The sequence below is a fragment of the Ruegeria sp. AN6 genome (genome assembly GCF_056540425.1).
Genome location: NZ_JBQFWR010000002.1, coordinates 253279 through 279173, shown reverse-complemented (window position 1 = coordinate 279173; position 25895 = coordinate 253279). Strand labels below are relative to the sequence as shown.

Here is a 25895-nt window from a genome sequence, read left to right as displayed (position 1 = left end):
TCGTACGAAAAATCTTGACCCACCTCAGGCTTTGGCTTCACCGATCAAACGCAAGATATCTTGTGCCGCGTTAGGGATGTTCGTTCCCGGACCAAAGATCGCCTTTACACCGTGATCGTAGAGGAACTGGTAATCCTGTTGCGGGATGACGCCACCACAGATGACGATGATGTCTTCGGCCCCGGCCTTTTTCAGTTCTTCAACCAACTGGGGTGCCAACGTCTTATGCCCAGCAGCCTGCGAAGAGATCCCGATCACATGCACATCATTGTCTACCGCGTCCTGCGCGGCTTCTGCGGGAGTCTGAAACAGAGGGCCGACGTCCACGTCAAACCCGATATCCGCAAAGGCGGTGGCAATCACCTTGGCCCCTCGGTCGTGACCGTCCTGCCCCATCTTGACCACTAACAGGCGCGGGCGGCGGCCCTCGGCCTCGGCGAATTCTTCGATGGATTTCTGGATCGCGGCAAAGCCTTCGTCACCCTCATAGGCCGCGCCATAAACACCGGCCAGGGTCTTCACTTCGGCGCGGTGGCGGCCGAACTCTTTCTCCATTGCCATGCTGATCTCTCCTACGGATGCGCGGGCTCGGGCGGCCTCGACGGCGGCGGCCAGAAGGTTTCCACCCTCGCGGGCGGTCGTTGTCAGGGCGTCCAGCGCCTGTTGGCAAGCCGCCTCGTCGCGCGTAGCACGGATGCGTTCCAGCCGCGCGACCTGAGCTTCACGCACCGCGACGTTGTCGACATCCAGAATGTCAATCGGGTCTTCCTGCTCCTTGCGGTACTTGTTGACGCCAACGATGACCTCTTCGCCCCGGTCAATCATGGCCTGGCGGCGCGCGGCGCTTTCTTCGATGCGTAGCTTGGGCATACCGCTGGCAACGGCCTTGGTCATGCCGCCCATCTCCTCGACCTCTTCCATCAAAGCCCAGGCTTTTTCGACCAATTCATTGGTGAGGCTTTCGACGTAGTATGAGCCCGCAAGCGGATCGACCACATCTGTCACGCCAGTCTCTTCCTGCAGCACCAATTGCGTGTTCCGTGCGATGCGGGCAGAAAAATCGGTGGGCAACGCAATCGCTTCGTCCAGCGCGTTGGTATGCAGCGACTGGGTGCCGCCCAGTACCGCGCTCATCGCCTCATAGGCGGTGCGGATCACGTTGTTATAGGGATCCTGCTCCTGCAGTGACACGCCCGAAGTCTGGCAGTGGGTGCGCAGCATCTTCGACCGTTCGGATTTCGCTCCGAACTCGGTCATTACCCGATGCCAGAGCGTGCGTGCTGCGCGTAGCTTCGCAATCTCCATGAAGAAGTTCATGCCGATAGCAAAGAAGAACGACAGACGGCCCGCAAACTTGTCCACATCCATGCCCGACTGAGTCGCGGCACGCACATATTCGCGGCCATCGGCCAGCGTATAGGCCAGCTCTTGCACCAGGTTCGCCCCGGCCTCTTGCATGTGATAGCCCGAAATCGAGATCGAGTTGAATTTCGGCATCTCGTTCGAGGTGAACTCGATAATGTCCGAGATGATCTTCATCGATGGCTCGGGCGGGTAGATATAAGTGTTGCGCACCATGAACTCTTTCAGAATATCGTTCTGGATGGTGCCCGACAGCACGGCCTTGTCATGCCCCTGCTCTTCTCCCGCAACTATGAAACTGGCCAGAACCGGGATCACCGCCCCGTTCATCGTCATTGAGACCGAAACCTTGTCCAGCGGGATGCCGTCGAACAGGATCTTCATGTCCTCGACGCTGTCGATGGCCACACCGGCCTTGCCCACATCACCGACCACGCGCGGATGGTCGCTGTCATAGCCCCGGTGCGTCGCCAGATCGAAGGCCACAGATACACCCTGCTGACCGGCGGCCAGATTGCGGCGATAGAAGGCGTTCGATTCCTCAGCCGTCGAGAATCCGGCATACTGACGGATGGTCCAAGGACGACCCGCATACATCGTCGCCTTCACCCCACGGGTAAACGGGCCGAAGCCAGGCAGTGACCCCATATGCGGCAGGTCTGCGGTGTCGTCCTGCGTATAGAGCGGTTTGACATCGATGCCTTCGAGCGTTTCCTTGGTCAGATCGTCCAACGGACGCCCGCGCAGTTCTTTTTCGGCCAGCACCTGCCAGTCGTTGGTGTCGGTCATGTCGATTTCCTCTATTCCAATCGGGGTTCCGCGGGGATGACCCCGCGCGTATCTCTTTCTGTCCGGCAGACAAGCTCGGCCAAGCCGTTTGCGCCGGAGGCAAGCCATTCCAGATCATCTGCATAATCGGACCACAGCTTCATCGCCTGATCTGCGTTTAGGCCGTGAGGGGCAGGATTGGGCGCGGCATTCAGCGAAAGGCCGTCGTTGTCCTCGGGTGCCTCGTGCCCGGTCAAAGCCTCAAGTTGTTCCCGCTGATGGCCCGCAAAATCTTCGAAGGGCAAGACTAGCAACGGAACGCCCGGAAACGCGCGGCGCATCTCCGTAATCACATTTCGCCAGCTCCGCTTGCTCTGGGTGATACGTTTCCATTTGGCGGGCTCAATCGGCTCACTTCCGCGTTTGAATTTATAGGCTGAAACGGAAGACCAATACATATCCAACGCCCGGATATTCAGAGCCAATTTGCCAACCCCGTCATCAAAGGCCTTCGCGAGCAGCAGACCACGCTCGTGCATGCTGGGATAAAGCGAGGCGAATGCAATATTACGCTCCATAGAACCTACGAAGTTCTCTTGACTTACCAATAGCTGCTTGGCACCCGCACGCCGACACGCGTCCAGATCACGGCGTAGCGCGTCACAAACATCTGGCGTCAATTTGTTCAGGCTATTCAAACCGTTGGCACGTGTGCGTTCAGGCCCCCAATAGACCAACCCTCGCTCAGCCAGCGTGTTCTCATTCCTGCTTAGATAGTTTTGAAAGCTGGTGGTTGCGCACCTGTGTGCGCCGCAATGCAGGATGATCTCCATCGCCCTACCCTCCCCACCGAAAGTCTTCAGGAACAACCTGTATTCTCGGCGCTTTGATAGGCGCGGATGAGACGGGATCGAGCCTGAGGTACAATTTTTTGATGTCCGTAGACATTTCGCCAGTCGCATTCGTCCGCGCAGAGGCTATATTCAACAGAACAGGAGGCCATATGACACGCACGCTTGCCCTTGTTTTCTCGGCACTATTCCCGCTGGCCGCCTTGGCCGCGGACGCGAATGCCCCTGCGGATGACAGCTTTGTGCGTCCCGTAGATGACAGCGATCTGAGCGATTTTCTCTGGACCCATCGCCCGATCGTTGTATTTGCCGATACCCCTGCTGACCCAAGGTTCCAGCAACAGATTGACATGCTGTTGGAGGGCGAAGCGGCGATGCGTGATCGCGACGTAATCGTATTGACCGATACCGATCCGTCGGCACGATCTCCGATACGGTCAAAACTGCGACCGCGCGGTTTCCAGATGGTATTTGTCGACAAAGATGGCGTCGTGAAACTGCGCAAACCCAGCCCATGGAGCGTGCGCGAGATTGGCCGCTCGATTGACAAGACGCCCTTGCGTGAACGCGAAATTCGCGAACGGCGCGAAGGCGGCTGAACACCTGAAACTTGCCTTAAGGTCCCGACGGAAGCCGCCGAGAACCCTAACAGGTATGAAACAGGTGCGCACATGATCATTCGAACTCGATAATCACATCGTCAACGGCAAGGCTGTCGCCGGGACCAGCATTGATTTTGGAGACAACGCCTTTCTTCTCAGCGCGCAGGATGTTCTCCATCTTCATCGCCTCGACGGTGCAAAGCGCCTGACCCTCCTGTACCTCCTGCCCCACTTCGACATCGATCTTCACGATCAGGCCGGGCATCGGGCAGAGCAGCATCTTGGATGTATCAGGCGGCAGCTTCTCGGGCATCATCCGGGCCAATGCGGCCTGACGTGGGGTGCGAACATGCACCTTGAGATCCGCGCCGCGGTTGCGGATGCGGAAACCGCCCGACACTTTGCCGACCTTCAGAACCAGTGGGCTGCCATCGACATCGAGCACTGCAAGCTGATCACCCGGTGTCCAATCGGAGGCAACACGGTGCTTCGTGCCATCTGCAAAGGACACGGTGGAGCCATCCTGATCGGCCTCTATCGCAACCTCGAACTCTTGCCCTTGCAGCGAGACGACCCAATCTGTTCCAACCTTGCGTTCATGATTGTCCATCCGCCCCGACACCCGTGTACGACGAATCTCGGCCACCCGGTGCATCGCCGCGCACGAGGCAGCGACTCGGCGCAGATCAGTTTCAGGCAATTCAACACCCTCAAATCCGTCAGGATACTCCTCGGCGATGAAGGCGGTCGTCATATCACCGCTAACGAATTTCGGGTGGTCCATAACCGCTGACAGGAACGGTAGATTGTGACCGATGCCTTCAACCTCAAAACTGTCGAGCGCCACACGCATGGCTTCGATCGCCTGCTCGCGGGTCGGGGCCCAAGTGCACAGCTTGGCGATCATCGGGTCATAATACATACTGATCTCGCCGCCTTCATAGACGCCGGTATCGTTACGTACAGCGCTATCCCCTTTGGGCGCATCGCCTTGCCATTTGTCATTCACCAGCAACGGGCCAGCGGCGACTTCCTGCGGTGGGCGATAACGGGTCAGGCGGCCAATCGAGGGCAAGAAGCCGCGATACGGGTCCTCGGCATAAAGACGGTTCTCGATGGCCCAACCCGTCAAGGTCACGTCATCCTGAGTGATGGTCAGCTTTTCACCAGCAGCCACACGGATCATCTGTTCCACCAGATCAACACCGGTAATCAGCTCGGTCACCGGGTGTTCCACCTGAAGGCGGGTGTTCATTTCAAGGAAGTAAAAGTTCTTTTCCCCATCCACGATGAATTCGACCGTTCCAGCACTGGCATAGTCCACGGCCTTGGCCAGCGCGACCGCCTGTTCTCCCATCGCTTTGCGGGTTTCAGGATCAAGGAAGGGCGAAGGCGCCTCTTCCACAACCTTCTGGTTCCGGCGTTGGATCGAGCATTCACGCTCGCCCAAATAGATGCCGTTGCCATGGCTGTCGCACAGGACCTGAATTTCTATGTGGCGCGGTTGGGTCACGAATTTCTCAATGAAAATCCGGTCGTCGCCAAAGGAATTTGCAGCCTCGTTCTTGGAAGATTGGAATCCTTCCCGTGCTTCTACGTCATTCCATGCGATCCGCATGCCCTTACCACCGCCGCCAGCGCTGGCCTTGATCATCACCGGATACCCGATATCATTCGATATCTTCACCGCCTCATCAGCGTCTTCGATCAGCCCCATGTAGCCGGGGACCGTCGAAACCCCGGCCTCCTGTGCGATCTTCTTAGAAGTGATCTTATCACCCATGCTTTCGATCGCACCAACCGGCGGGCCGACAAAGGCGACGCCTTCGGCATCCAGCGCTTCAGCAAACTTGGAATTCTCGGACAGAAAGCCATAGCCGGGGTGGACAGCCTGCGCACCACTTTGACGGATGGCGTCCATTACCTTGTCGATGACAATGTATGATTGATTGGCCGGTGGTGGACCAATATGCACGGCCTCATCCGCCATCGACACGTGCAGGGCGTTCCTGTCAGCATCAGAATAGATGGCGACCGTACCAATGCCCATCTTGCGGGCAGTCTTGATGACCCGGCAGGCAATCTCGCCCCGGTTTGCGATCAGGATCTTGTTGAACATGGAACGTCCTTTGAATTGAAGTTCTGGAAACGCAAAACGCCGCCGCAGGGTGTTGACCCCACGACGGCGTGATGCGTGATGACGGACGGGGCGTTGGCTGCCCCGATAAATTCAGCGTTAGTTACAGGTGTTTTGGGTTTTGCAATACAGCACGTTCCCCGCAGCACCGACCGCTGCGCCAAACAGCGGGTCGGCATTGAGGACCGCAGCCCCAACCGCGCCTGCGCCGCCACCAAGGATCGCCTGCTCGCCTGTTGTGTCACCGCAGGCCGCAAGGCCGGCGCATGTCGCCAACGCAAGGAAGAATCGTGATTTTTGCATGTTTTCTGCCCTTTTAGGTTTCTCAAAGTCTTTGAGGGCAGATGCCGAATTCCGGTATTGTTATGCAATAACAGAGGTTGCAAACCACAGAATTGCGCAGTTTCTTGCCGTTTTTGGACTGTGTTCGCCAAAAAGAAAACCGCGGACAGAGCTCTGTGGGGAACACAAGCCTGCCCGCGGAAGGAAGGGGTACGGAATAGTAGGTGCTTGTGCGACGCAGGCAAAGTAGAGCCGCACGGCCCCATCACTGTGCACAGCACAATTTGCAGCGCAAACCCATCTTCGTTTCCGTTTGAGATTCCGGCTAAAACTTGCCCACCGGCAGCGCGCCCGCGCAACTTTGCGCCGACACTATTTCGCCCTGCCCCCCCGATTTCCCGGCTCATGCCCGTCACGTTCATGTGACGACATGCTGCCGGATGATGGCCAACACGGCAGTTTACCTCACGGCTTGCTTCCGGAAGTCCACTAAAAAAACCTACAGGGGCCAGGCGCTTATTTTGCGCTTTCACCGAGCTGTGAAAGCACGAGCCATTCTTGACACGGTTACTTGAAAAACTGCGCAGAATTCCTCGCAGATTGGTGATTTTCCTCGGGCTCTTATGCGTGAAACGGTGCCGGTGCACACTCGCATACAAGGAATTATCCCCATGATAATAAAGGGCAAAACTGCTAGCCTGCTTGCTGCCAGCACGCTTTCCGTGACCGGAATGCAGGCCTTGGCGCAAGATGCGCAAACTCAGGCTGAACTCGATGCGCTTCGCGCAAGAGTCGAGGCTTTGGAATCGTCCAAGCCCGGAGCCGGAACCGGTGATCTGAGGATCGGAAACACCACGCTGGATGTTTATGGCTATGTCAAAGCCGATTTCTTTTACGACTTCGAATATGATCAGGGCGACACAGCGTTTGTGAATGTCATAGGTGAGCCCTCGGCCGAAACCGATGGCACATTTGGCGCCACCGTTCGGCAATCGCGAATCGGACTGCGTACCAACACACCAAGCGGCATTGGCGACATCCAGGGGCAGATCGAAGTGGATGCTTTCGGCTCGGGCGGTACAGCAGAATTCCGCATTCGCCACGCGAATATCCGGATTGGTGAACAATGGCTCATCGGTCAGTACTGGACCAATTTCCAGCCTCTGGACACCTACCCCACAACAGTTGAGTTCAATGGACCGGTCGGCATCCCTTTTGCCCGTGTTCCTCAGGTTCGATACACTAACGGCTTCGGATCGAATACCACCTTTGCTGTTTCTGTAGAGGAAAACGTCGGAGGTTCGAACTCGGATGATCCGGTGCTGACTGGTGCGGTCGAGTATAACGACGGCAAATACCTGGCGCGCGCCTCGGTTTTGTACGGCAAAGCCCAATCCGGCGATGTCGAAGTGGATCAGACCGGCTTTACCCTTTCTGGTTCGATCCGTCCCTGGCAAGGTGGCCTGTTCCAAGTCAACTACGTCAACGGTGAAGCGATCGGCCCCTACCTGATCGGTTTGGGTGACGCGATTGTTGGCGGTCAGGCGAACGATGTCGACGGGTATACCATCGAGTTTCGTCAAGATTTGACCCCCAAATGGAACGTGGGCATCTCCTACGGTAAGGAAGATTACGACCTGCCCACCTCGACAGGAAGTTTGTCCTTCACCGAGCTTGAGACCATCCATGTCAATGCGTTCTACAAAGCAACTGACAATCTGACATTGAGCGCCGAATACATCTATGGCGAGCGGAACGATACGATTTCGGGTGACACTTTCGATGGCAACCGTATTCAGTTGGCCGCACAGCTGAACTTCTGACTTGCCCCAAGTGCCCTGCCTGTTCGCGGGCAGGGCTCCACCAATTTGGGTTGGTCGAACTTGATATGCAGCTGCGGTGGGCAAATTCAGCGCACCCCGTCGAAGATTTCTGGAAACGATTGACGAGCAACCTCCGGGTCGATCACCAACAGCGCGTCATAGCTGGCAGGGTCAAACGGATCTTCAGCGGCGATCACTTCCCGCTCGAACAGCCAATTCAGTCGGCCTGCATCCAGGTTACCACGCTCGAACGGCTGATCACCAAACTGCGCCCATAGCGCTTCCATGAATGCGGCATCTGCACGCCTATCTGCAGGCTTGCGGTCCCGAAAACGTTCGCGCCTGGTCAAGGGAGTCACTCCCTTGGGATTGGCGCGCCGGATCGTGAACTGAAAGTCAGTTCCGGCCAAGCGGCCGGGGAAGCCACGGTGTTTCAACAATTCGACACCTCGCTGGTTAAGGCATTGAAATTACATGGGTGCAGACGACCCTGCCGGGATGAAAACACGATATGAACCTCCGAGTTGTATATGGGCACCCTGTGACCGAGATCGCGTACTCTCATGGTCAGAGTCCTTCCCAGATACATTGGGATTGTTCCAGCCGATAGGCCTCAAAAAACTGAGTCGCGTCAGGCTCGGACGTGCCGAATTCCAGCGGTCGATCCGAGAAAGAAATCACGACACGCGCAGGATCCAGATCGTGCTGTGCCACGTAAGGGACCGCCAGCGTCTGACACAGATGCTCCATGTCGATCACGGCGACATCGTACGTGATGCGGCCCACGGTCGCCCCGATATTGGGAGCAATGAACCTGAAACGAACCCAGAGTTCCCCGGGATTGGTATCAAGCAGAACATTGCTGAGCTCTACTGGCTGACCCGATGGCACGGGTAATAGATTACTCGCCTGAACCGAACTAGTCATTGACATCGCCAAAACCAGCGCGCTGCCCAGGAAGCGTCCAGCGCGAGCCAGCCCTTCCGAAGTTGCTTGCGCGGCAAACGCGCTTTTATGTCCAATCAAGTCGATCATGAAGCAAATTGGTTTGTTCCATCTAACCCCTAGAGCGGGATATTATCGTGCTTTTTCCATGGGTTCTTCAGCTGCTTTCCGCGCAGACTGGCAAAGGCACGCGATACGCGGCGACGGGTTGAGTGTGGCATGATCACTTCATCGATAAAGCCACGCTCGGCAGCGACAAAGGGGTTGGCAAACCGGTCTTCGTAATCCTGCGTGTGCTGCGCGATCTTTTCCGCCTCTCCAAGATCAGCACGATGGATGATCTCGGTGGCGCCCTTTGCACCCATCACTGCGATCTCGGCCGTGGGCCATGCATAGTTGAAATCCCCGCGCAGATGCTTCGATGCCATCACGTCATAAGCACCACCATAGGCTTTGCGCGTGATCACCGTGACCTTTGGCACTGTTGCCTCTCCATAAGCAAACAGCAGTTTCGCGCCATGCTTGATCACGCCGCCATATTCCTGTGACGTCCCCGGAAGAAAACCCGGCACGTCGACGAGCGTAAGGATCGGAATTTCAAAGCAATCGCAAAACCGTACAAAACGCGCAGCTTTGCGCGAGCTGTCGATATCCAGACACCCGGCAAGAACCATCGGTTGATTTGCCACAACGCCAACGGTTTGTCCTTCAAGGCGGATAAAACCGGTGATGATGTTCTTGGCGTAATCTTCCTGAATCTCGTAGAAATCGCCCTCGTCCGCGACTTTGGTGATGAGCTCCTTCATGTCGTAGGGCGTGTTAGGATTATCTGGGATCAGAGTGTCCAGCGACGTCTCGATCCGACCCGGCTCATCAAAGAAGGGACGAACCGGAGGCTTTTCGCGATTGTTGAGCGGCAGGAAATCGACCAACCGACGGACCTCGGCCAGAGCCTCAACATCGTTTTCGAACGCCCCGTCTGCAACCGAGGATTTTTTGGTGTGAGTCGAAGCCCCACCCAGTTCCTCGGCGGTAACGACCTCATTTGTGACGGTCTTTACGACGTCCGGACCGGTCACAAACATGTATGAGGTGTCTTTGACCATGAATATAAAGTCGGTCATCGCAGGGCTATAGACCGCACCACCAGCGCATGGCCCCATGATCACACTGATCTGAGGCACCACGCCCGAGGCCATGATGTTGCGTTGGAAAACTTCGGCATACCCCGCCAGCGAGGCAACGCCTTCCTGAATGCGCGCGCCACCCGAGTCATTGATCCCGATCACCGGCGCTCCGTTCTGAACCGCCATATCCATGATCTTGCAAATCTTCTGCGCATGGGTTTCGGACAGCGAGCCGCCAAACACGGTAAAGTCCTGACTGAAGACATAGACCATCCGGCCGTTGATCGTGCCCCAACCAGTGACCACGCCATCACCGGCTGGCTTTTGCTTTTCCATTCCGAAATCGGTGCAACGATGGCTGACAAACATGTCAAACTCTTCGAAGCTGCCTTCATCCACCAGCAGCTCGATCCGCTCGCGCGCTGTCAACTTGCCTCGAGCATGCTGTGCGTCAATGCGCCGTTGTCCACCCCCTAAGCGTGCATCGTTGCGGCGGCCCTCGAGTTCGGAAAGGATGTCTTTCATGACGGTAGTCTCCCATGAGATTTTGCGGGACCATAACGATACGAACACCGAGACCAAAGAAGTTTTCGGCAAATTTGCAAACATAAGAAAATCAAGCAGGTGGTAATTGCAAATTTGTAAAGTTATGTGACATCACAAACCCGCTCTTGGCATTCCCCCAAACTAAGTTCTAAGTGTGAACCATGCAGTTCAGTTCAACATCCATCAGCCGGACACCCCCGACCCTTACAACGCTAATATTGTTGTCGGGCCTGTCAGCGCTAAGCATGAACTTGTTCCTACCCAGTCTCCCCTTCATGGCCGTCTACTTTGAGGCAGACTACAAGCTGATGCAGCTATCGATCGCATTGTATCTTTTGGTCAACGCGGTCCTACAGATCATAATCGGCCCCATCGCCGACAAGGCGGGGCGCCGACCTGTTCTTCTATGGGGCCTCGCATTGTTCCTGCTGGCGACTCTGGGCTGCATCTACGCACCAACGATCGAGGTCTTTCTGGCATTCCGTATGAGTCAGGCCGTGATTGTCGTTGGCATCGTCCTTAGCCGTGCAGCGGTGCGAGATATGTACACTCAGGACAAAGCCGCATCGATGCTTGGGTATGTCACAATGGGCATGGCCGTCGTCCCAATGATCGGACCTGCAGTTGGTGGCCTGCTTGAAGAGGCGTTCGGCTGGAAAGCGAATTTTTGGCTGCCCTTTGCGTTGGGCGCACTGGCCCTGTTGCTTACCTACCGTGATTTCGGCGAAACCGCCGCTGCCAGCGGCAAAACCTTGGTACAACAATTCCGCGAATATCCCGAGCTTTTGGCCTCCCCCCGATTCTGGGGCTACTCGCTCTCTTCTGCGTTTTCGTCTGGGGCGTTCTTCGCATATCTCGGTGGAGCACCTTTCATCGGAACCGAAGTGTTCGGCATGACAGCAGCAGAAGTTGGCATATATTTTGGCGCGCCCGCACTTGGCTACTTCTTCGGAAACTTCATCAGTGGTCGTTATTCTGTACGCTTTGGCGTGAACCGAATGGTCCTCTGGGGATGCTGGCTGAATGCTATCGGCGTAGCCATTTCCGCTTCCCTATTTTTAGCGGGCATTGGCACCGCGCTCAGTTTCTTTGGCCTGATGACCTTTGTTGGTCTTGGCAACGGCATGTCGATACCCAATGCGACCGCCGGGTCATTGTCTGTCCGGCCTCATCTGGCAGCCACCGCATCAGGCCTCAGCGGAGCGATCATGCTCGGCGGCGGCGCTGCCCTCAGCGCGTGGGCGGGCGCACTGCTGACACGCGAGACAGGTGCAATGCCATTGCTCTGGCTGATGCTGGCAACCTCCATTCTGGCGATTTGCGCTATCAGCAGCGTAATCTGGCGCGAGAAGCAACTGGGGCTTTAGAGGGCTTGCGCCAATAGGTTTGCAAAGTTAACTTGAGCAATCAGTTAAGTTGCAAAGAACTAACATGGCTACTCAAAAACTCTATGCAGGCGCAAAACTGCGTGAGATGCGGACTCGGTTATCTCTGACCCAAAAGGAGTTTGCAACAAAACTAGGCGTATCTCTGCCCTATTTAAACCAGATGGAGAACAACAACCGTCCGATTTCAACGACAGTTGTATTGGCGCTGGCGCAAGAGTTCGGCATGGACGTGACCGAGCTTAGCACGGGCGATAGTGAGCGCCTGGTCTCGGACATGCGCGAGGCGCTTGCCGATCCGGTTTTTGCTGACACCATGCCCCCATTGGCTGACCTGCGGCTGACTGCATCGAATGCCCCTGCGCTGGCCCGCGCATTTATTGAATTGCATCGAAGCTATCGCCAAACTCATGAACGGCTGGCTTCTTTGGACGAAGCATTAGGTCGGGAAGACGCCCGCATTCAAGCCAGCCCTTGGGAAGAAGTGCGTGATTTCTTTCACTATTGCGACAATTACATTGACGCCGTTGACCGGGCAGCCGAACGGTTCGCCAGTCGCGCTGATGAATTCGGTGGCATTCGTCAGGCAGCGATCAACAGCCTGACCGAACGAGGAATTCACGTCACCTTCACCGATACCGAGACCCTACGTAGCTACAACGCGGATGATAAGACACTGCGCCTTTCTTCACGCGCAGCTCCGCAAACACAAGTCTTCCAGCTTTTGCTGCAGGTCGCGCTGATCAGTCAGGACAAACTGCTTGAGGCGACGCTCGACTTCGCGCGCTTCCAAAGTGAAGAGGCCCGTGCGATTGCCAAGATTGGCCTCGCAAACTACTTCGCCGGGGCGTCCCTGATGCCATATGGTCTGTTCTTAAGTGCTGCGCAGGACTATCGTCACGATCTGGAATTGCTCAGCAATCGGTTCGGGGCATCCATCGAACAGGTCGCGCACCGTCTTTCCACTTTGCAGCGACCGGGGGCCAAAGGCATCCCGTTCTTCTTTGTCCGGGTCGATCAGGCAGGAACGATCACTAAACGCCATTCGGCCACTCGGCTTCAATTCGCACGCTTTGGCGGGGCCTGCCCCTTGTGGAACGTTCACCGTGCCTTTGAAACTCCGGGCCACTTTCTGCAGCAGCTGGCAGAAACACCGGACGGTGTACGATATATCTCACTTGCGCGCGATGTATCGAAATCCGGAGGTTCCTTCGGCGCGCCCGTTCGTCGCTATGCCATCGCATTGGGGTGCGAAGTGCGCCACGCCGAAGCATTGGTTTACGCCGACAATCTCGATATTAACAATGCCGGTGCCTACGAACCGATCGGCATCTCCTGTCGCATATGCGAACGCCAGACCTGTCATCAGCGTTCAGTACCGCCACTCGAACGCCGCCTGACCATCAACTCCGATATCCGCAGTATCCTTCCATACGAAGTCACCTGATCTTCATCTGGCCTGAAATACTCCGGGGGAGTCGCGGCTTGCCGCGACGGGGGCAGAGCCCCCGCCTGTCCGTCAGCTTTTTGATAGGATCGCCCAGATTTGATCCTTGAGTACAGCTCGTTTCTTGCGCAACTCAACCTCGGCCAACTCTTCCATTGGCTCAACATTGGTTTCAGCTCGATGCACTACGCGATTGACCTCATGATATTCATCCGCAAGCCTCGCAAAATGGGCGTCCGTTTGCTTGAGCTGGCTTATGGTGTCGATCTTATCGGGAAACTCTTCAGCCAGTTCATGCGGGGTGTGCGACATCCTGTTAACTCCTCAATGTTGCGTTACATCGGAGAGATAAACATGGTTGTCTCACACCGCTTTGACGCCAATCAAATTCCGTGAGAATTCTTTGCGTGATACTTCAACTGGTGGAACCGGATCAACGTTGCGCCGTGGCCCATCTCGGGCTGATCCAAGGCGCGTCATTTGCTTTGGCCAATGGCTCCTTGTCCAGCAGGTGATCCGACATTTTTTCCCCTACCATAATCGAAGGCGCATTCAGGTTTCCGTTGGTAATCTGAGGGAAAATCGAACTATCCGCGACGCGCAGCCCGTCCACCCCAATCACACGACCATGCGGGTCAACAACTGCGGTCTTGTCATCCGCGCGCCCCATTCGGCAGGTTCCACAGGGATGATAGGCGCTTTCCGCGTGCTCCGCGATAAACGCGTCAAGCTGCTCATCCGTCTGTACGTCTTTGCCCGGCTGAATCTCCTTGCCGGCAAACGGCTTGAAAGCATCCTGCCCGAAGATTTCGCGCGTCAGACGTATGCAGGACCGAAAATCCTCCCAGTCCTTATCATGGCTCATGTAGTTGAAACGGATCACTGGGGCATCCTCAACCCGTGCCGAGCGCAGTGTGACAGCCCCCCGAGACGGCGAACGCATTGGTCCTACATGCGCTTGGAAACCGTGCCCCTCAGCCGCTGCCTGACCGTCATAACGCACCGCGATAGGGAGGAAATGGTACTGAATGTCGGGATATTCGACACCAGGTTTCGAGCGAATGAACGCCGCACTCTCGAACTGGTTCGACGCGCCTAGGCCGGTTTTTGTGAACAGCCACTGCGCCCCGATCAAGCCTTTGCTGATCAGGTTCCAATGTTTGTAGAGCGTGATCGGCTGCAGCGAGGCTTGCTGGATGTATAGCTCAAGATGGTCCTGCAAATTGGCGCCGACACCAGGTCGATCCGCGACCACTTCGATTCCATGTTCGGTCAAATGCGCCGCCGAACCGATCCCCGACAGCATCAGCAACTTGGGAGAATTGATAGATGACGCGGCCAATATGACCTCACGCCTTGCCGCAATAATTTCTTTCTTGCCGCCACGGATCAATTCGACGCCGGTGGCGCGGCCGTCATTGGTGACCACGCGTGCGGCGAGACCCCGAACAATGTCACAATTTTCGCGTTTCAAAGCAGGCTTCAGATACGCATTTGCCGCCGACCAACGCCGTCCTTTCCAGACGGTCTGCTCCATCGGCCCAAAGCCTTCTTGTTTTTCACCGTTGTAATCTCCGGTGACCTCATATCCCGCCTGCTGCCCCGCATCGACAAAGGCTTTGAACAGCGGGTTTTCGCGGGGTCCGCGCGACACATGCAATGGCCCGTCAGTCCCGCGCCATGCGTGATCGCCACCATGGCCACCATCATGCCAGGTTTCCATGCGTTTGTAGTAAGGCAGCACATCCGCATAGGACCAACCATCCGCACCCATATCCGCCCAGGTGTCGAAATCCCGTGCGTGGCCACGCACATAGACCATTCCATTGATCGACGAAGACCCGCCAATCACCTTGCCGCGCGGGCAAACAAGGCGGCGATTGTTCAAATGAGGCTCGGGCTCGGATTTATAGCCCCAGTCATAGCGCGACATGTTCATCGGATAGCTGAGAGCGGCTGGCATCTGGATGAATGGGCCCGCATCGGTGCCGCCATGTTCGATCACCAGAACCGAGGCACCGGCCTCACTTAGTCGATACGCCATCGCACAACCGGCGGACCCAGCGCCAACGATGACAAAATCTGCTTCCATATTCGTGTCTCCATTTCCACGCAGGCTAAGATTTTTCGGCGAAAAATCTTATCGCCTCTGGCGGAAGTATTTTGAAAAAGTGAACGTTATTCGCCCCGCGGGAAGCGTTGGCTTTCTTCAACGTCGTTTAGATCCATGTGATTGCGCATGTAGCGTTCGGATGCTTTCTGCAGCGGCTGGTAATCCCACGGGTAATAACCGCCTTGTCGCAGCGCTTCGTAAACTACCCACCGACGGGCCTGACTGGCCCTTACATCGGAATCAAATCGCTCAAGGTCCCAATGCGCCTCGGATTTGGCGCGTAAGGACTGCAGGGTGCCCGCGTGCTCGGGTTGGCTCGCCAGGTTTTTCAGCTCGTGAGGGTCCTCTTCAAGATCAAAAAGCTGGTCCGGGTCCAATGCGCAGCGATTGTACTTCCACTTTCCATACCGAAGCGAAACCAAAGGCGCGTAGGAGGCTTCTGCCGCGTATTCCATCGCGACGGGAGCTGTTCGTTCATTGCCCTTCGCCAAAGGCACCAGGTCTTCGCCATCTGTCCATGGAGCAATTTCAGCCATGTCAACTCCGGCAAGCGCCCCAAGTGTTGGCGTGACATCGATCGTTGATACCGGTGTATCGATCCGGCCAGTGGGAAGATCGGGCGACGAGATCATCAAGGGCACTCGCGAGGACCCCTCGAAGAAAGTCATCTTGAACCACAATCCACGCTCGCCCAACATGTCGCCATGGTCCGAGACAAAGAGGATGATGGCCTCTTGCCGCGTGGATTCCAGCACTTCCAATATCTCGCCGATCTTGTCGTCCAGATAAGAGATGTTGGCGAAATAAGCGCGGCGGGATTTGCGGATATCCTCGGTCTTTATGTCGAAACTGCGCCAGTCATTTGCATCAAAAATACGCTTGGAATGCGGGTCCTGATTGTCATAGCCCAAATCCGCGATCTGTGGCTCAAGATGCTCACAATCCTCATACAGATCCCAATATTTACGACGCGCCACGTACGGATCGTGTGGGTGCGTGAAGCTGACGGTTACACACCAGGGGCGTTCATCTTTGCCACGCGCCAGATCATACAATTTGGCTTTGGCGTTATAGGCAACCTCGTCGTCATATTCCATCTGGTTGGATATTTCGGCAACGCCTGCCCCGGTGACTGATCCCATATTGTGATACCACCAGTCGATACGCTCACCGGGTTTACGATAATCCGGCGTCCAGCCAAAATCGGCTGGGTAAATGTCGGTGGTTAGGCGATCCTCGAACCCGTGCAACTGGTCGGGACCAACAAAGTGCATCTTACCTGATAGACAAGTGTAATACCCAGCGCGGCGAAGATGGTGCGCATAGGTTGGAATATCGCTGCGGAATTCAGCCGCATTATCATAGACGCCTGTCCGCGAGGGTAACTGGCCAGACATAAAGCTGGCCCGCCCCGGCGCGCACAGTGGCGACGCTGTGTATGTATTCGCGAAACGCGTTGATTTTGCCGCCAGTTTTTTCAGGTTGGGCGCATGCAACCATTCCGCGGGACCGTCGGGGAAGAGGGTCCCGTTGAGCTGATCCACCATTAGGATCAGAATATTCGGTTTTGTCATTTTTCGGCCTCTAGGAAAACTTTCATAACCCGCAGCGCATGGTTCACGGCCAACTGCGGCTCTTGCGGCGCGTTCAAAGCAGCGTGGATGTACAGCCCATCGATCAGAGCAATCATGTCTTCGGCGGCTTCGGTCGGATCGCGCATTAGCGGGCGTAGCGCATGGATGAGATTCGAGCGGATCCGGGCCTGATAGATTTGCCAAAGTCTAAGCGCGTCATCGTTGGTTTGCGCCAGAACATAAAAGGTCATCCATGCTGCAATCACGTCCGGCGTGAAACAGGATGGCGCAAAACAGGCGCGGATGATGGCCTGCGCGCGTTCTTCAGGCTTGGCTGTACCAAGTTGAGTGCGCGCTTCTGCCCCGAAATCCGACAGTATACGACGCATAGCAGCAAGGAATATCTGCTCTTTCCCACCGAAATAATGATGGGCCAATGCGCTGGACATTCCCGCACGCTTGGCAATCTGGCTGACGGTCACATCGAGGGATTTTTGTACGCCAAGTTCGGCAATCGTCGCCTTTACGATCGCATCCCGCCGGATCGGCTCCATTCCGAGTTTTGGCATCTTCGCCTCTCTACCCTGCTTGAGTGTAAGAGAAGCTAAGCGCTTTATATTGACTCGTCAATCAATAACGACTCTGGGCGGGGGTTTCTGATCCCTGTAGCGGGGTCGGCGGCGTAGCTTTGCCCTTACTAAGTATCGCCTCGCGCCACGTGATGAAGCTGACGGCTGCCAGGATCAGAGAGCCTCCGACAACAACCCATATGTCGACACTCTCATGGAAAACCAATGTGCCAAGCAACGTCGCCCAAATCAACTGCAGGAATGTCACGGGCTGTGTCACGGCTACCGGAGCAGCTTGCAATGCGAGCGTCATGAAATAGTGCCCAGCCGTGGCAAAGCTGGCAACGACAAGCAGAATGCCCAAATCACGCATGGAAGGTGGCTGCCACACGGCGATAGCAAAAGGGATCAAGGCAATCGTGACCCAGATAGAAAGATGCGCAACTACTGCCGATGGCCGAATATCATGCACCATAACTTTAGCCAGCAGATAAGAACCTCCAAGTGCCAAGGCCGTACCCAACATCGCCAGATGTCCCGGCGATACCTCGCGAAATCCGGGTCTCAGTACGATTACAACCCCAACAATCGCAACACCGATTGCTGCGATTCGACGAACAGCGAGCCGCTCTCCCAGGAAAAGCGCGGCACCCAGAGTAACATAGATCGGCGTCATGTAATTCATTGCCGTTACTTCGGCCAGCGGAATGCGTGTCATGGCGTAGAACCAGAGCATGACGGCTATGGCATGAACCACCCCTCGCAATCCAAACAGGGTCAAGTTACGAGTGGATAGCGGCGTTCCAATCAGCGCACGCCATGCGGGAATAAGAAAAACCAGCCCAAAAACATACCGCAAAAATGCGGCCTGAATTGGATCCATACTGGTCCCGAGCACTTTCACCAGAGCATTCATGCCCACAAAAGACAGACCTGCCGAAAGCATCCAGAACATGCCGACAAGCGGGCGCTGCTGATCGTTTGGTGAAGTCATACCGACGGTTGAACACCGTTTTCTATTCGGGAACAACCCTTCACATGATAACAAGTTTCATCGCAATACCCAGCATCACGATGCCGATCAGTACGTCGAGTATTTGCCATGCACGCGGGCGCGCAAAGATCGGTGAGAGAATGCGCGCACCATATCCCAGTGAGAAGAAGAATACGAAGCTTGAGGATACTGCACCAATAGCAAACCCCATTCGGTCATCGTATTGGGCAGAAATCGATCCGATCAATACCACCGTATCCAGATACACATGAGGGTTAAGCCATGTGAAGGCCAATACGGTCAGCATAGCCGCGCGCAAACTGGTACGCTGCCCTGCATCGGTGTCCAACATTGCGCCACCCCGCCAGGCGGACTGGAAACTGCGCAAAGCATACCATGTCAGAAAGATCGCGCCTCCATAGCGCATAACCGTTTCAAACCATGGCGCGGCCTGCGCCAGCGTGCCAAATCCTGCTACCCCAGCCGCAATCAGAATTGCATCCGAAACCGCGCAGGTCAGGCAGAGAGGAAAGACATGCTCGCGTCGTAGCCCTTGACGCAGAACAAAAGCGTTCTGAGCGCCAATCGCCAAGATAAGGCTGAAGCTAAGGGCAAATCCTGCGATCATTGATGGGAACATGCGACCTCCTGTTGTTGGCCGTTGACTATAGCCATCCCGAGGCCCTATCAAATTAATGTTTGTAACCTAAATTAAGAAAACCTAATGCTCCTGGACCCGCATCATCTTTCAGCGCTGTCTGCAATATTGCGCCATGGAAGCTTTGATGCGGCAGCAGCTGAATTGTCTGTGACCCCCTCCGCAATCTCTCAACGCATCAAGGCTTTGGAAGATCGTGTTGGAGCCGCTCTGATACATCGCGGTTCCCCTTGCATCGGCACACCTGCTGGCTTGCGGATTGCGCGTCATGCCGAAGATATTGGCCTGCTTGAAGCAAAGCTCGCACGAGAGCTGACCTTGGATGAGCGCGAAGGCCCTACCCGCGTGCGGATTGCACTTCCTGCCGACATTCTGGCGACATGGTTTATCGACGCGATGGCGCAGGCTGGCGATTTATTGTTCGATCTGGTGATTGACGATCAGGATCACTCGGCCGAATGGCTGAGGCGCGGCGAGGTCAGCGCGGCGATTACCGTCGGTGGACAAGCCGTCACTGGATGCGATTCATTTGCGCTGGGCGCGTTGCGCTATCTGCCAACCGCCAGCCCCGCGTTCATGGACCGCTGGTTCAGCGATGGCGTATCGGCAAACTCGTTGTCGCTGGCACCTTGTCTGACTTTCAATAGCAAAGACAATTTGCAGAAAACCTGGATCAGTAAACAGATAGGACGTCGGCTTGCGCCACCGACGCAATTTATGCCTTCCACAAACGGCTTTGTTGAGGCAGCGATTGCAGGCTTGGGCTGGGGGATGAACCCTGAAAGCCTTGCGCGCCCTACAATTGTAAAAGGTCAACTCTGCGAGGTCATTCCTGGCGCGCCATTGGATTTGGAACTGACCTGGCAGATCGAGCGGGTGCTTGCCCCTGCCCTTGCACCGTTGACCAAGGCAGTTCGTCGTGTTGCAGCCCAGGCGCTCAACATAACAGGCTGACCTTATGCCTGCGTATCCGCCTTCTGTTGCGGCTGCGCAATTCGGTAACAGGAAAACGCTGCCCAAATACTGACAAGCACGATGAACACAATAGCTGATGCAACCTCGTGCATATGGGCAACTGCGGCCAACGCAGCCGATAATGCAACGGCCGTTAACCGACACATAGACTTGATGGCTGCAGCGCCCTGAATACGTTGTTCTTTGGGGGCAATGTCCAGAAAATAGAGCTTCCGCGCGCTTGATATTCCGGTTGTTGCGACCGAGACGACAAACAATGCAATCGCGTGCAGATGAACTTCGTGGTCAATGTGGGCATAGTGGAAGGCCAGCAGAACGATCCCGGTTGCTGCGACCATCAGGTTGCCCGAGACCATCACCGCGCGGTGAGACTTCATGTTCACCAACTGCCACAACGGCGCCGAAACCAGATACCCGGATGCGGACGAAATGATCATGGCCGTCAGCCCCTTTGCAGAAGTATGGTGTGCCTCTGCAGCGATAAGCGCAAAGAACGGGACCGACAGCGATACAACAACCAAAGGAAGCCGCATCGCCATATAACGACGGAACCAAGGGTATTCGAACATTTCAACGATGCCGGAAATAATACTCCGCAGCGATTGACGGCCGGAAATCTTGATGTTTCCATCTTCAGGTTTTTCGGGGGCACTCTCTGCCATTCCGAGAATGCACAGCGCAGAAAACAGGAAGAACGAAACCGATGCTGCGATTACAGCAGAATGTCGCGAAAATGGCGGATATTCTTTTGTGATCTCGTGGATCAATAACACCAATCCGATCGCGCAAAGACCACCGGCACCCAATTGGAGATATCGGATAATCATGCGAGATTTCGATTTCAGATGATCACCGAACAGATCGGACAACATCAAGGATTGGCTCTCTTCAATCAGTCCGATCAGGAAAAACGCCGCAACAAAGGCGATAGCGGTCAGTGTAACGCTGCCGGTCGCCGCGATGGCCAAGGCCATCAAAAGGCAGCCGCCCAATCCTATTTCGGTCAGGGCGATACCGCGTTTCTTGCGAACCTGCGCCGCGATAGGACGCGCCAGAACGAGGTCAGAGATCATACTGCCCGACATGCGAATAGAAACCAATGCCGCCGCAAGGAACATCGGCAGCTCTAACGAGATCGCAAGAAAGGGCAAAACAACAGAGGGGCTGCCCAGAGTCCACGCAACCTGTGATAGGATGCTCTGGCCAGCTATGACCGGCACATTTCTTCGGGCAGGATCGGTCGTGTTCGTCGCCATTTCTTGGTCTGCGTAGTGCGCCTATGGTTACTTATTCAGATTTTTCAGCCTCATTGATCTGATCATAAATGCAAGGACCTTAGGGACCAAAATTTCTGTTAGGCGTAGCCCTGCAACAGAAAAACCCGGCCAAAGGCCGGGTTCTAATTAACCAACGATTGCCCGACGCATCAGAGTTGGGCCATGACCTCGTCTGTCGCCTCAAAATTGGTCGTAACCCGCTGGACGTCGTCATCGTCTTCCAATGCATCCACCAATTTCATCAGCTTCTGCATATCTTCCAGACCCAATTCGGTCGTGGTTGTGGGTTTCCAGACCAGCTTGGTGGATTCGGATTCACCCAGCGCGGTCTCCAGCGCATTCGATACATCGTTCAGATCCGTATCAGCGCACCAGATGATGTGACCGTCTTCCGAGCTTTCGACATCCTCAGCCCCGGCCTCGATCGCGGCTTCAAAGATCGTATCCGCATCGCCAGCATCCGCCTGATAGACAACTTCACCCTTGCGGTCGAACATGAACCCAACCGAGCCGGTTTCACCTAGATTGCCGCCATTCTTCGAAAACGTCGAACGCACGGTCGATGCGGTGCGGTTGCGATTGTCCGTCATCGTCTCGACGATCACGGCCACACCGTTTGGGCCATAGCCCTCGTACCGGATTTCTTCGTATTCATCCCCTTCGCCCGCAACGGATTTCTTGATGGCCCGGTCGATCACGTCCTTGGGAACCGAGTTCGACTTGGCCTCTTTTACCGCCAGACGCAGACGCGGGTTCTTGTCGGGATCGGGGTCGCCCATCTTGGCGGCAACGGTGATCTCTTTCGACAGTTTGGAAAACAGTTTGGACCGCGCGGCGTCCTGACGTCCCTTGCGGTGCTGGATATTGGCCCATTTGGAATGGCCTGCCATGGTGCGTCCTCGTCATTCGTGATTGCGTGTTCGGCGCTCATATAGACGTTTGCGGGGGGCAGGATCAAGAGAGCGGCTTGCCCTGCCTTCGCCCTTGGCTATGGTGGCGATATGACGACAGATCAGATTATTCTTTTTTCCCTTTTCATTGCCGTATTTGGAATGCTGCTTTGGGGGCGGTTTCGATATGACCTCGTCGCCTTCACTGCCCTTATGATTGCAGTGACGCTGGGCGTTGTCCCGGTCGAGAACGCCTTCGCCGGGTTTGGCCATCCAGCAACAATTATCGTAGCACTGGTTCTTGTGGTCTCTGCGGGTCTGGTTCGGTCGGGCGCGGTGTTCCTGATTACACGGACACTGGTTGATGCCTCGCGCAGTCTGGGCGCGCATATCGCGCTGATGGGCGGGATCGGCGCTGTTCTGTCCGCTTTTATGAACAACGTTGCCGCGCTGGCGTTGCTAATGCCAGTCGACATCCAAACCGCTCGCAAGGCGGGGCGTTCGGTGGGTCTTAGCCTGATGCCGCTAAGCTTTGCCACCATTCTTGGAGGCATGGCCACGCTCATCGGCACGCCGCCCAATATCATTATCGCCTCAATCCGCGCCGAAACTCTGGGCGAGCCATTTCGGATGTTCGACTTTGCCCCGGTTGGCGGGATCGCAGCCATCGCCGGTCTGGCCTTTGTGGCCTTGGTGGGTTGGCGATTGATCCCCAATCGTGGCGTCCAGGAAGAAGCATCGGAAGTTCTGGCCGAGTACATCGCCGAACTGACCGTCCCGCCTGAGTCACCCCATATCGGCAAGCGCGTTAGCGAGCTTTATGAGGCGGCAGAGAAATCCGACGTCGCCATCATCGGCCTGATCCGGGATGGCAAGCGGCGCTATGGCAGGTCCACCCACACCACTTTGCGGGAAGGTGACGCGCTTGTGCTTGAAGCCCGACCCGAAGCGTTGGACGAATTCCGCGCTGCGCTTAATCTCGATTTTTCAGACACAAGGCGGCAAGAGGTGTTGACTGCCGAGGGCGACGGGCTTGAGGTGATCGAGGTCGTTGCCCCCGAAAGCGCCCGCATCACCGGACGCACCGCGCAGGCGCTGGGGTTGGCCTGGCGACAGAGCACGGTGCTGATGGGGATTTCTCGTCAGGGCCGTCGCATCACGGAACAAGTCCGGAAGACCGAGGTTGAGGCGGGTGACATCCTGCTTCTGCTCTGCCCGCGCGACCGGGGCGTGGACGTGACCGAGTGGCTCGGCTGTTTGCCCTTGGCAGCACGCGGCCTGAACGTCACCGCCAACGAAAAAGCGTGGCTCGCCATCGGCCTGTTCGCAACAGCCGTACTGGCCGCTAGCATCGGGCTGATCTATCTTCCCATCGCTTTGGGTCTGGTCGTTGTGGCCTATGTACTTACCAAGATCATGCCGATTGCGGATATCTACAATCACATTGAGTGGCCGGTGGTGGTATTGCTGGGTTCGATGATCCCGCTGGGAAGCGCATTGGAAACATCCGGCGGCACTGAACTGATAGCGAACGCACTGATCCAGTTGACAAACGGTCTGCCTGCATGGGCGATCCTGACTGTGCTGATGGTGGTCACCATGACCCTGTCGGACGTACTCAACAACACGGCCACCGCAATTGTTGCGGCCCCCGTCGGGATACAGATGGCGCGCACGCTTGAGGTATCGCCCGATCCATTCCTGATGACAGTGGCCGTGGCAGCCTCGGCAGCATTCCTCACACCAATTGGTCATAAAAACAACACGCTGGTGCTGGGTCCCGGAGGCTATCATTTCGGGGACTATTGGCGCATGGGCCTACCGCTAGAGATATTGATCATCGCCGTATCAATCCCCTCGATCCTTGTGTTCTGGCCGCTTTGACGGGTAAAGGCAGCGCATGAAACGCTTTCTGATCTTGCAACTGCGCCCGGAAACCGATGCTTCGGATGCTGAGTACGCCTCAATTCTGGACAAAACCGGCCTTGAACCTTCGCAAACCCACCGCATCCGGCTGGATTGCGAAGACTTGCCCGCAGGGCTGGACGTTACCGACTACGCCGGTGTGATCGTTGGCGGAGGCCCGGGTTGCGTCAGCGACGATCCGGCAAAAAAATCTACATTAGATGCCAAGATCGAGGGCGCGATCATGGGGCTGATGCCGCAGATCACAGCACAGGACCACCCGTTCATGGGCTGCTGCTACGGCCTGGGAATTCTCGCGGCGCATCTGGGAGGTGATGTCAGCAAACGGCAATTTGGCGAACCGGTTGGACCATCGGATTGCGAACTGACCGAAGATGGCGCGCAGGATCCTCTGACCGCTGGCCTAGTTCCGCAGTTTGAAGCCTTTGTCGGTCATAAAGAGGCCGTGCAATCCCTGCCAGAAGGCTGCGTGCATCTGGTCGCCTCGGCCCCCTGCCCGATCCAGATGATCCGCTGGGGACAAAATGTCTATGCCACTCAGTTCCACCCCGAAGCGGATGCCAAGGACTTTGAACAGCGGATTAACATCTACAAAGATCACGGGTATTTCCCGCCGGAAGATGCACAACGCCTGATCGAAATCTGCCACGCGGCGGACGTTACACAACCCGGGGAAATCCTGCGACGGTTCGCCGAACGCTACGGGTGACCCAACGGCGTTATTGCCTGATTAACACCCCCTCGCATAGGCTGGCCCGAATGACTTTGGGAGGAGTTGTTCTTGGACCTGCTCATAAATGTTGGCCTGCCGCTTTCGCTGGCCATTATCATGCTGTCGCTCGGGATCGGGCTTGAGGCCGCTGATTTTCGCCGAGTTCTTACCCGCGGATACCCATTCGCCATCGGTGCGATCAGTCAGGTTGTGTTGATACCACTGGCTGCTTTCACAACCGTCACGATGTTCGGGCTACCCGCTGAGATTGCCGTTGGCGTGATGCTTCTAAGCTTTTGCCCCGGCGGCGTTACCAGCAACATCCTTGCAAAGTTTGCCAAAGGCGACGTTGCGCTATCAGTCAGCCTGACGGCTGTGATCAGCCTGTTGTCGATTGTGACAGTTCCAATTCTGGCCGCGTGGTCCATCGATTACTTCATGGGTGAGACAGCCCCGGAAGTATCGATTGGCGCCCTTGCTACCGCATTGTTCCTGATCACAACGTTGCCTGTCGCGATAGGCGTTAGTATTCGCCACTTTGCCAAAGAGTTCGCGGTTCGGATCGATAACCCTTTGTCCACGCTTGCCTCGATCCTGTTTGTGCTGATCGTTCTGGCAGCGCTGGCCGGAAATTGGCAGTTCTTCATTGAGAACCTCAGTTCGATCGGGGCCGCTTTGATTGCGCTAAATATCGCGCTGCTACTGATTGGACTTGGGTTGGCGCGGATCGCCAAGCTGACGTGGGAAGAGGCGAAAACCATTTCGGTCGAAACAGGCATACAGAATTCGGCGATGGGAATTACGTTGGCGGCACTGATCACAGGCACCACAACGGGCTTCAGTCCGCTTGCCGTTCCGGCCGCAGTTTATGGTATCACGATGTATGTGGTCGTGACCCCCTTTATCCTTTGGTTCCGCAACCGCTGAAAGGA

Annotated in this window: 23 protein-coding genes; 8 read left to right on the top strand and 15 right to left on the bottom strand. The window is 56.0% G+C overall.

The window, feature by feature from the left end; translation table 11 throughout:
• Positions 1-24 precede the first annotated feature (24 nt).
• The gene (gene scpA, locus ACR0MQ_RS05540; protein WP_480606524.1) at positions 25-2151 is read right to left on the bottom strand and encodes a methylmalonyl-CoA mutase; all 2127 of its coding nucleotides are present in this window, start codon (positions 2149-2151) and stop codon (positions 25-27) included.
• Positions 2152-2162: 11 nt separating this feature from the next.
• The gene (locus ACR0MQ_RS05535) at positions 2163-2963 is read right to left on the bottom strand and encodes a hypothetical protein (RefSeq protein ID WP_480606521.1); all 801 of its coding nucleotides are present in this window, start codon (positions 2961-2963) and stop codon (positions 2163-2165) included.
• A gap of 170 nt (positions 2964-3133) precedes the next feature.
• On the opposite strand from ACR0MQ_RS05535, the gene ACR0MQ_RS05530 reads away from it, so the two are divergent.
• Positions 3134-3580, top strand: coding sequence for a DUF4174 domain-containing protein (locus ACR0MQ_RS05530; protein WP_010441940.1), 447 nt, complete (start codon positions 3134-3136; stop codon positions 3578-3580).
• Between the two features lie 76 nt (positions 3581-3656).
• On the opposite strand, the gene ACR0MQ_RS05525 is transcribed toward ACR0MQ_RS05530, so the two are convergent.
• Entirely contained in the window at positions 3657-5702 is a 2046-nt protein-coding gene (locus ACR0MQ_RS05525; RefSeq protein ID WP_170772975.1) for an acetyl-CoA carboxylase biotin carboxylase subunit, read from the bottom strand.
• 117 nt (positions 5703-5819) lie between these two features.
• The gene (locus tag ACR0MQ_RS05520) at positions 5820-6023 is read right to left on the bottom strand and encodes a hypothetical protein (RefSeq protein WP_170472510.1); all 204 of its coding nucleotides are present in this window, start codon (positions 6021-6023) and stop codon (positions 5820-5822) included.
• 650 nt (positions 6024-6673) lie between these two features.
• On the opposite strand from ACR0MQ_RS05520, the gene ACR0MQ_RS05515 reads away from it, so the two are divergent.
• The gene (locus ACR0MQ_RS05515) at positions 6674-7825 is read left to right on the top strand and encodes a DcaP family trimeric outer membrane transporter (RefSeq protein WP_010441937.1); all 1152 of its coding nucleotides are present in this window, start codon (positions 6674-6676) and stop codon (positions 7823-7825) included.
• 86 nt (positions 7826-7911) lie between these two features.
• On the opposite strand, the gene ACR0MQ_RS05510 is transcribed toward ACR0MQ_RS05515, so the two are convergent.
• The 3 genes from ACR0MQ_RS05510 to ACR0MQ_RS05500 form a co-directional block, all read right to left on the bottom strand.
• Positions 7912-8265, bottom strand: a complete 354-nt coding sequence (locus ACR0MQ_RS05510; RefSeq protein ID WP_480606517.1) for a hypothetical protein — start codon at positions 8263-8265, stop codon at positions 7912-7914.
• Positions 8266-8392: 127 nt separating this feature from the next.
• Positions 8393-8860, bottom strand: coding sequence for a DUF6497 family protein (locus ACR0MQ_RS05505; RefSeq protein ID WP_170772973.1), 468 nt, complete (start codon positions 8858-8860; stop codon positions 8393-8395).
• A gap of 29 nt (positions 8861-8889) precedes the next feature.
• Entirely contained in the window at positions 8890-10422 is a 1533-nt protein-coding gene (locus tag ACR0MQ_RS05500; protein ID WP_480606514.1) for an acyl-CoA carboxylase subunit beta, read from the bottom strand.
• A gap of 182 nt (positions 10423-10604) precedes the next feature.
• Here ACR0MQ_RS05500 and ACR0MQ_RS05495 point away from each other — a divergent pair, with 182 nt between their 5' ends.
• Both ACR0MQ_RS05495 and ACR0MQ_RS05490 read left to right on the top strand, forming a co-directional pair.
• The gene (locus tag ACR0MQ_RS05495) at positions 10605-11810 is read left to right on the top strand and encodes a multidrug effflux MFS transporter (RefSeq protein ID WP_170772970.1); all 1206 of its coding nucleotides are present in this window, start codon (positions 10605-10607) and stop codon (positions 11808-11810) included.
• Positions 11811-11874: 64 nt separating this feature from the next.
• Positions 11875-13275: a helix-turn-helix transcriptional regulator gene (locus tag ACR0MQ_RS05490; protein WP_170540926.1), complete on the top strand. Its 1401-nt coding sequence runs from the start codon at positions 11875-11877 to the stop codon at positions 13273-13275.
• A 72-nt stretch (positions 13276-13347) separates the two neighbouring features.
• On the opposite strand, the gene ACR0MQ_RS05485 is transcribed toward ACR0MQ_RS05490, so the two are convergent.
• From ACR0MQ_RS05485 to ACR0MQ_RS05460, 6 genes are all read right to left on the bottom strand, one after another.
• Positions 13348-13587, bottom strand: coding sequence for an HP1242/YdcH family protein (locus ACR0MQ_RS05485; protein ID WP_010441930.1), 240 nt, complete (start codon positions 13585-13587; stop codon positions 13348-13350).
• Positions 13588-13708: 121 nt separating this feature from the next.
• Positions 13709-15367 carry a choline dehydrogenase gene (gene betA, locus ACR0MQ_RS05480; RefSeq protein WP_480606510.1) on the bottom strand — a complete coding sequence of 553 codons (1659 nt, stop codon included), beginning with the start codon at positions 15365-15367 and terminating at the stop codon, positions 13709-13711.
• A gap of 86 nt (positions 15368-15453) precedes the next feature.
• Entirely contained in the window at positions 15454-16962 is a 1509-nt protein-coding gene (gene betC, locus ACR0MQ_RS05475) for a choline-sulfatase (protein WP_480606507.1), read from the bottom strand.
• Positions 16959-17531 (bottom strand): choline-binding transcriptional repressor BetI, encoded by a 573-nt coding sequence (betI, locus tag ACR0MQ_RS05470; RefSeq protein WP_480606504.1) that lies wholly within the window; start codon positions 17529-17531, stop codon positions 16959-16961. The genes betC and betI overlap by 4 nt, the downstream gene beginning before the upstream one ends.
• Before the next feature lie 61 nt (positions 17532-17592).
• Positions 17593-18525: a DMT family transporter gene (locus ACR0MQ_RS05465; RefSeq protein ID WP_170540935.1), complete on the bottom strand. Its 933-nt coding sequence runs from the start codon at positions 18523-18525 to the stop codon at positions 17593-17595.
• A 40-nt stretch (positions 18526-18565) separates the two neighbouring features.
• Positions 18566-19165: a LysE/ArgO family amino acid transporter gene (locus ACR0MQ_RS05460; RefSeq protein WP_170472528.1), complete on the bottom strand. Its 600-nt coding sequence runs from the start codon at positions 19163-19165 to the stop codon at positions 18566-18568.
• 84 nt (positions 19166-19249) lie between these two features.
• Here ACR0MQ_RS05460 and ACR0MQ_RS05455 point away from each other — a divergent pair, with 84 nt between their 5' ends.
• Positions 19250-20137, top strand: a complete 888-nt coding sequence (locus ACR0MQ_RS05455) for a LysR family transcriptional regulator ArgP (RefSeq protein ID WP_480606501.1) — start codon at positions 19250-19252, stop codon at positions 20135-20137.
• Between the two features lie 2 nt (positions 20138-20139).
• On the opposite strand, the gene ACR0MQ_RS05450 is transcribed toward ACR0MQ_RS05455, so the two are convergent.
• Both ACR0MQ_RS05450 and ACR0MQ_RS05445 read right to left on the bottom strand, forming a co-directional pair.
• Complete coding sequence (locus ACR0MQ_RS05450; protein ID WP_170472532.1) at positions 20140-21414, bottom strand: permease; 1275 nt, start codon at positions 21412-21414, stop codon at positions 20140-20142.
• Between the two features lie 170 nt (positions 21415-21584).
• On the bottom strand, positions 21585-22325 hold the full coding sequence (locus ACR0MQ_RS05445; RefSeq protein ID WP_010441922.1) for a YebC/PmpR family DNA-binding transcriptional regulator: 741 nt from the start codon (positions 22323-22325) through the stop codon (positions 21585-21587).
• Positions 22326-22436: 111 nt separating this feature from the next.
• Here ACR0MQ_RS05445 and ACR0MQ_RS05440 point away from each other — a divergent pair, with 111 nt between their 5' ends.
• The 3 genes from ACR0MQ_RS05440 (at position 22437) to ACR0MQ_RS05430 (ending at position 25890) form a co-directional block, all read left to right on the top strand.
• Positions 22437-24209, top strand: coding sequence for an SLC13 family permease (locus tag ACR0MQ_RS05440; RefSeq protein WP_480606498.1), 1773 nt, complete (start codon positions 22437-22439; stop codon positions 24207-24209).
• Between the two features lie 16 nt (positions 24210-24225).
• The gene (locus ACR0MQ_RS05435; RefSeq protein WP_480606495.1) at positions 24226-24960 is read left to right on the top strand and encodes a glutamine amidotransferase; all 735 of its coding nucleotides are present in this window, start codon (positions 24226-24228) and stop codon (positions 24958-24960) included.
• Between the two features lie 72 nt (positions 24961-25032).
• The gene (locus ACR0MQ_RS05430; RefSeq protein ID WP_010441919.1) at positions 25033-25890 is read left to right on the top strand and encodes a bile acid:sodium symporter family protein; all 858 of its coding nucleotides are present in this window, start codon (positions 25033-25035) and stop codon (positions 25888-25890) included.
• The last annotated feature ends 5 nt before the right edge of the window (positions 25891-25895 follow it).